At 61.2% G+C, this 6875-nt stretch carries 6 protein-coding genes and 1 pseudogene; all 7 read left to right on the top strand.

Annotated elements, in window-relative coordinates; translation table 11 throughout:
- Positions 1-1845: an ABC transporter ATP-binding protein gene (locus AC1DXW_RS23035; RefSeq protein ID WP_477760490.1), complete on the top strand. Its 1845-nt coding sequence runs from the start codon at positions 1-3 to the stop codon at positions 1843-1845.
- Positions 1842-2150: a (2Fe-2S)-binding protein gene (locus tag AC1DXW_RS23040; RefSeq protein WP_052964739.1), complete on the top strand. Its 309-nt coding sequence runs from the start codon at positions 1842-1844 to the stop codon at positions 2148-2150. The genes AC1DXW_RS23035 and AC1DXW_RS23040 overlap by 4 nt, the downstream gene beginning before the upstream one ends.
- Entirely contained in the window at positions 2132-3523 is a 1392-nt protein-coding gene (locus tag AC1DXW_RS23045) for an FAD/NAD(P)-dependent oxidoreductase (RefSeq protein ID WP_477760491.1), read from the top strand. The genes AC1DXW_RS23040 and AC1DXW_RS23045 overlap by 19 nt, the downstream gene beginning before the upstream one ends.
- On the top strand, positions 3520-4674 hold the full coding sequence (locus tag AC1DXW_RS23050) for an NAD(P)/FAD-dependent oxidoreductase (RefSeq protein ID WP_477760492.1): 1155 nt from the start codon (positions 3520-3522) through the stop codon (positions 4672-4674). Before AC1DXW_RS23045 ends, AC1DXW_RS23050 begins: the two co-directional genes overlap by 4 nt.
- A complete protein-coding gene (gene argE / locus AC1DXW_RS23055; protein ID WP_477755201.1) occupies positions 4671-5828 on the top strand; it encodes an acetylornithine deacetylase in 1158 nt (385 codons plus the stop codon). The genes AC1DXW_RS23050 and argE overlap by 4 nt, the downstream gene beginning before the upstream one ends.
- Positions 5829-6302: 474 nt before the next feature.
- Positions 6303-6722: a hypothetical protein gene (locus AC1DXW_RS23060; RefSeq protein WP_477757127.1), complete on the top strand. Its 420-nt coding sequence runs from the start codon at positions 6303-6305 to the stop codon at positions 6720-6722.
- Positions 6700-6875 (top strand): annotated as a pseudogene (locus AC1DXW_RS23065) (IS5/IS1182 family transposase); the annotation flags it as partial. The gene AC1DXW_RS23060 and the pseudogene AC1DXW_RS23065, both read left to right, overlap by 23 nt.

Genomic DNA, 6875 nt, shown 5'->3' on the forward strand with positions numbered 1-6875 from the left:
ATGAGTGAGTTAATTAAGGTTCAGGACCTGCGAGTGGTCGCCTGTGGCGAGCTTGGTGAGGTGGAAATCGTCAAGGGCGTAAGCTTCTCCCTGCAGAAAGGCGAAGTGCTGGCGCTGATCGGTGAGTCCGGCTCCGGCAAGACCACTATCGCCCTGGCGTTACTCGGTTATGCCCGACGCGGTTGTCGGTTGGCGGGCGGGGTGGTGCAGATCGGCGAACACGACATGCTGGCGTTGAGCGAAGGCGAGCTGCAAGGCTTGCGCGGCAACCGTGTGTCGTACATCGCCCAGAGCGCCGCCGCGGCGTTCAATCCGGCGAAAAGGCTCATCGACCAAGTCGTGGAGGGTGCGTTGATTCATGGTCTGGGCAGCAGGGCTGTGCTTGAGGCCAAGGCCATCGAGTTGTTCCGCGACCTGGCCCTGCCAGACCCCGATCACATTGGCCAGCGTTACCCTCATCAGGTTTCCGGCGGGCAACTGCAACGGGTGATGGCGGCCATGGCGCTGATCAGCGATCCATTGCTGGTGGTACTCGACGAACCGACGACGGCACTTGATGTGACCACCCAAATTGATGTACTGCGGGCGTTCAAACGGGTGGTCCGTGAACGTGGCGCGACGGCAGTCTACGTGTCCCACGACCTGGCGGTAGTGGCGCAGATGGCCGATCAGATCGTGGTGCTCAATGGCGGCGAGATCTTCGAACAGAGCGCCACGGCACCCTTGCTCAAAGGCCCGACCCACGAATACACCCGCAGCTTGTTGGCGGCAGCACGGCCGGACACCACTATCCGTCCACCCTGCGGTGTTGCTGAAGACACTCCTTTGCTGACCATCCAGGGTCTGACCGCCGGTTACGGCAACAAGAACGCGCATGGCATGCCATCGATCCTCGTATTGGAGGATATTGATCTGACCGTGCGTAGGGGCCAGGCGATTGGCGTCATTGGTGAGTCAGGTTCTGGCAAGTCGACTTTGGCACGGGTGGTGGCCGGGTTGTTGGAGCCGGCGCTCGGGGGACTGACCTTCGATGGCCAGCCCTTGGGTGGCAGCCTGTCGTCGCGCACCGATGAGCAGTTCCGACGCATTCAAATGGTCTTTCAGAATGCCGACACCGCACTCAACCCGATGCACAGCGTCAGCACGATTCTGAGTCGCCCGCTGAAGATGTATTTCGGCCTCAAGGGTGCGGCATTGCGCGAGCGTATCGGTGAGTTGCTGGATCTCGTTCGTTTGCCGCGCACGATGGCTGAACGTCGTCCGAACGAACTGTCCGGCGGGCAAAAACAACGGGTCAATCTGGCCCGGGCCCTGGCCGCCAAGCCGGATCTGATTCTCTGCGACGAGGTGACCTCGGCACTGGATACCGTGGTCGGTGCAGCGATTCTCGAACTGTTGCGCGACCTGCGTCAGCAACTGGGCGTGTCCTATCTGTTCATCAGCCATGACATCTCCACCGTGCGAGCGCTGTGCGACGACATCGTGGTGATGTACAGCGGCCACAAGATCCAGGCCGGCAGTCGCCAGTCGTACGCCCAGGCACCGTTCCACCCCTACACCGACTTGTTGATCCATTCGGTGCCGGAGTTGCGTCAGGGCTGGCTGGAAAGCTGTGGAACAACGACCTGCGGCACGCTGCCGCCCATTGGTGCAAAAGCCAATGTGCCGGGGCTGTGCACGTTCCTCAATCGCTGCCCGGTGCGGGTCGACGGCCTGTGCAATTGTGTCCCGCCGGACCGTCGGATGATCGTTGGCGGCAGTGAAGTCCTTTGCCATCACGACAGTGCCGAGCTGCTGAAAACTCAGCAGGATTCCAACAGCATGACCGTGGGAGCCTATGCATGAACGGGCGTTTCGTAAGGCTGGCCGAACAGGGCCGGCCCATCATCAAACTTCAGGTAGACGGCAAACCTATCGAGGCGCTGCAGGGCGATACGCTGATGGTCGCGTTGCTGACTCAGGGTTCGGCCTTGCGCCAATCGGAGTTCGATTCTGGCCGCCGCGCCGGTTTCTGCTTGATGGGCGCGTGTCAGGACTGCTGGGTCTGGACCCGCAGCGGCGAACGTCTACGCGCCTGTTCCAATGAGGTCCGTGAAGGGCTGGATATTGTCACCACACAACCGGAGGCGATATGGCCACTGCGCGGCTGAACCCTCATCGAGTCGTAATCGTCGGCGCCGGGCCGGCCGGTACACGTTGCGCCGAAACCCTGGTCGCCGCTGGATTCAAGCCCATCCTGATCGATGAAAATCGCCGGGATGGCGGGCAGATCTACCGGCGCCAACCCGAAGGGTTTACCCGGGATTACGCCACGCTGTATGGCACCGAAGCCGCCAAGGCCAACGACCTGCACCAGAGCTTCGACCGTTTGCGCGGGCAGATTGATTATCGTCCGGACACACTGGTGTGGAACCTGACGCCGGGGCAACTGTGCTGTGTCAGCCAGGGCAAGCACTCGACGGTGGATTACGACGCGCTGATCCTCTGCACCGGCGCCACCGACCGTTTGATGCCGATTGAAGGCTGGCAGTTAGCGGGCACGTATAGCCTGGGCGGTGCGCAGATCGCCCTGAAATCTCAGGCTGTGTCCATCGGCCACAGCGTGGTGTTCATGGGCAGCGGGCCGTTGCTGTATCTGGTTGCCAGTCAGTATGTGAAGGCGGGAGCCAAGGTCGCGGCAGTGCTCGACACTTCGCCGTTGAGCAAACGGATCCTTGCCATGCCGAAACTGCTGGCGCGCCCGGGGTTGCTGTTCACCGGGATGAAACTGTTGGCGCAGCTTTACCGGGCGAAGATCCCGGTGCACCTGGGCATTTCACCGCTTCAAGTGCTAGGCGATGCGGCCAGCGGTGTCAGTGGCGTACGCGTGCGCACGGCGCGCGGTGAGACCTTGACGGTGGATTGCGATGCCGTGGCCCTCGGTTATCACCTGCGTCCGGAAACTCAATTGGCCGACCTGGCCGGTTGCCGTATGCGCTTCGATGAAGCGTCGAGCCAATGGTGGCTGGCCACGGATGAAGACGGCCGGACCTCGGTCAGCGGCGTGTATGCCGCCGGTGACGGCTCGAAGATTCGCGGTGCCGATGCGGCCGAACACGCCGGGAGGCTGGTGGCCATGGCGCTGCTGGAGGATCAGCAGCAACCGATGAACGTCGGGTTGCGCGACGAACAACGGCACGCGCTGGCGGTGATGGATGAATTTCGCCTCGGCCTGGCGCAGGCGTTTCCCTGGCCCTCCGCCCAGRCCAAAGCGCTGCCGGACGAGGCGATCGTCTGCCGCTGCGAAATGATCACGGCCGGCGAGTTGCGTCGGACCGTCAGTGAGAAGGGGGCCTGTGAAGTCAATCGGGCCAAGGCCTTCAGCCGGGTCGGCATGGGCCGCTGCCAGGGCCGTTATTGCTCCCAGGCCGGGGCAGAGGTGATTGCCGCCGCCGCGGGCGTCAGCGTGCAACAGGTTGGCCGACAACGGGGTCAAGCGCCGGTCAAACCCCTTTCGATACTCACCGAGGAGGTGTCGCCATGACGGTACAGAAAGCCGATGTCGTGATTGTTGGCGGCGGCCTGATGGGCTCAGCGGCGGCGTTTTTCCTGCGCCTGCGCGGGCAGTCGGTGATCTTGCTGGAGCGCGACCAGATCGGTCAGTACGCCAGCGGCGTGAATTTCGGCAACGTGCGACGTCAAGGGCGATACCTCGGGCAGCTGGAACTGGCCAATCGTTCCTGGGCGTTATGGAAGCGTCTGCCAGAACTGATTGACGATGACCTGGAATTCATCGCCAGTGGGCATATGCGGGTGTGTTACCGCGAAGACGAGATCGCCGAGCTGCAAGCCTACGCAGACGCCCCTGAGGCAGAGCAGCTGGACCTGAAGATCTTTAGTGGCGACGAATTACATAAGCGCTTTCCGTTTCTCGGCCCGGATGTGAAAGGCGGCTCCTATGCCCCCCACGATGGGCACGCCAACCCGCGTCTGGCGGCCCCGGCGTTTGCCCGCGCGGCACGACGCCTCGGTGCGCAGATCGAAGAGCGCACGGAAGTGGCCGAGGTGCAAAAGGTCGGCGGCGAGTTCAGTATCAGCACCACCGACGGTCGTCAGTTCAGCGCCGCCCAGCTGTTGATCACCGCTGGCGCCTGGGGCCAAAAACTCTCGGCGCAATTCGGCGAACCGGTGCCGCTGGAAACCCATGGTCCGCAAATGGCCGTGACCGAGCCAGTGCCTTACGCCTTGCCGACAGTCATCGGTGTCTATACCAGGATTCCCGAGGAAGTGATTTATTTCCGCCAAATACCCCGTGGAAATATCATCATCGGTGGCGGCTATCGCAGCGAGCCGGACATGCTCAACCGCCGGGCCTATGTCGAGCCGCGCAGCATTCTCAATCAATTCGATCAGATGCGTCGCCTGCTGCCGGGTGTCGGCAACCTGAACATCATTCGGGTCTGGAGTGGTATCGAAGGTTACCTGCCTGATTCACTGCCCGTAATGGGGCCGAGCGGCACCGTTGATGGTTTGTTCTATGCGTTCGGTTTCAGCGGTCATGGCTTCCAGCTCGGCCCGGGCGTGGGCGACGTGATGGCGGAACTGATCAGCACCGGCAGCACCAGCACTTCGATTTTGCCGTTCTCCATCAACCGGTTCGCTTCTTCAGTCGAGCAACGGAGCAAGGCCTCATGAAGCCTCGTGTACTGGAGATTCTTAAACACCTGATGGCCTTTGAAAGCGTTTCTGCGGAATCGAACATGGCCTTGATTGAGTACGTGCGCGATCTGCTGCTGAGCAAGGGCATCGAGTCGCTGATCGTCAAGGACACCAGCGGTAAAAAGGCCAACCTGTTCGCCAGTACTGGTCCGCGGGAGGTGCCGGGGATTCTGCTGTCCGGCCATACCGACGTGGTGCCGGCAGCGGGGCAGGCCTGGACCTTTCCAGCGTTTCAGGCGACCGTGCAGGACGGTCGGATCTATGGCCGTGGCAGTTGCGATATGAAGGGCTTTGTCGCGTTGGCTATCGACGCCATGCTCGATGCCGCCGATCATCCGTTGAGTCGGCCATTGCAACTGGCGCTGTCCCACGACGAAGAAATCGGCTGCGTGGGTGTTCGACGCTTACTGGATGTATTGCATCTGGCGCCGGTGCGGCCGTTTCTGTGCGTGATCGGTGAGCCGACCAACATGCAGTTCGTGCTCGGGCACAAGGGCAAGGGTTCTTACCGCACTTACTGTCGCGGTCTGGAAGCGCATTCCTCGCTGGCGCCGCGTTCGGTCAATGCGATTCATGTGGCCTGCGATTTCATCGCGGCACTGCGTCAGAGCCAGCAGCAACTGCAAGAGCAGGGCGCCCAGGATGCCGACTATGACGTGCCCTACAGCACCGTGCATGTCGGGCAGATTGTCGGCGGCAAGGCGCTGAATATCGTGCCGAACCTGTGCACCCTGGATTTCGAAGTGCGTAACTTGCCAGCGGACGACCTGGATCAGTTCCTGGAACAGATGCGCGAGCGTGCCGAACTGATCGTTCGCGAAGCCAAAAAGCTGTCCAGCGTGGCGGATATCGAGATCGAAACCCTGAACGTCTATCCGGGCCTCGATACCCACCCGAGCGTTGAAGCGGTGCGTTTTCTGAAAAACTTTGCCGCGCCGGACACCGGCACTGCCAAAGTTTCATTCGGCACCGAGGGCGGGTTGTTCAAACAACGCCTGGATGTGCCGGTTGTGGTCTGTGGCCCGGGCTCGATAGAACAGGCGCACAAGCCTGACGAGTTCATCGAGATCAGCCAGATGGAAGCCGGCGAGCACTTTCTGCAAGGGTTGTTGGGCTCGATGCGGCTCTAGTGTCCCGCTTGCTGACACCGAACATTGATCGGTGTACATATCCGTTTTTGCGGTCATGGCCGCTGGCGGTTTCGCTTTTACAGCGAGTCACTTTCGAAAAGCGCGAAAGTAACCAAAGCGCTTCTGCCCCTTTCGTTCGGTGCCTCGCCTAGGCTCGGCATGCCCTCGCTCCGGTCCTGCTCCGTGGGCCCGCCGCGATCGGCCATCCATGGCCGTGCGCGGCTAACCCGGCATCCATGCCGGGTTGCCCACTGCGCAGAACCTCCACTCGGCCTCACGAGGGGGCGGTGCGTCAAGATCAAAAGCTGCAGGCGAGCTAACGCTCGGCCTGTTGCGTGGTGAAAAGCAGAGCGGATATGTCTGAATTTTTGTGGGAGCTGGCTTGCCTGCGATGGCGACCTGTCAGCCGGCCCATCTTCCCCGAATGTACCCAGTCCAAGTGTGGGAGCGAGCCTGCTCGCGAAGCTGTTGATCTTGCCGTTGCTGTTGCTGTTGCTGTTGCTGTTGCTGTTGCTGTTGCTGTTGCTGTTGCTGTTGCTGTTGCTGTTGCTGTTGCTGTTGCTGTTGCTGTTGCTGTTGCTGTTGCTGTTGCTGTTGCTGTTGCTGTTGCTGTTGCCGTTGCCGTTGCCGTTGCCGTTGCTGTTGCTGTTGCTGTTGCTGTTGCCGTTGCCGTTGCCGTTGCCGTTGCCGTGGCTTTGGCTTTTGATCTTGATCTTGATCTGCCGCCCCTTTCCCAGAGGCCGAACGCAGGCGTTGCGTAGGGGGCACCGCGGCAAGGATGCCGCGGTAGCCGCCCCCGGCCCAGAGTGTGTCAAAACGCCAAAGCCAACCCTTGCTATGATTGCCCCGGATTTCATCGCAAGGGCTGCCCATGAAACGCTTCATTCAAGGTGAACACCGAGGTCAAAGGACCCTGCTCCCCGAGAGCCTGGACGATTACGTCAGCGACACTAATCCGGTGCGCGTTGTCGATGTCTTCGTGGATGAACTCGACCTGATCACCTTGGGTTTTGAAAGCGCTGTCCCTGCTGAAACTGGCCGACCGGC

The sequence above is a fragment of the Pseudomonas sp. P4_C4 genome, from assembly GCF_056402055.1.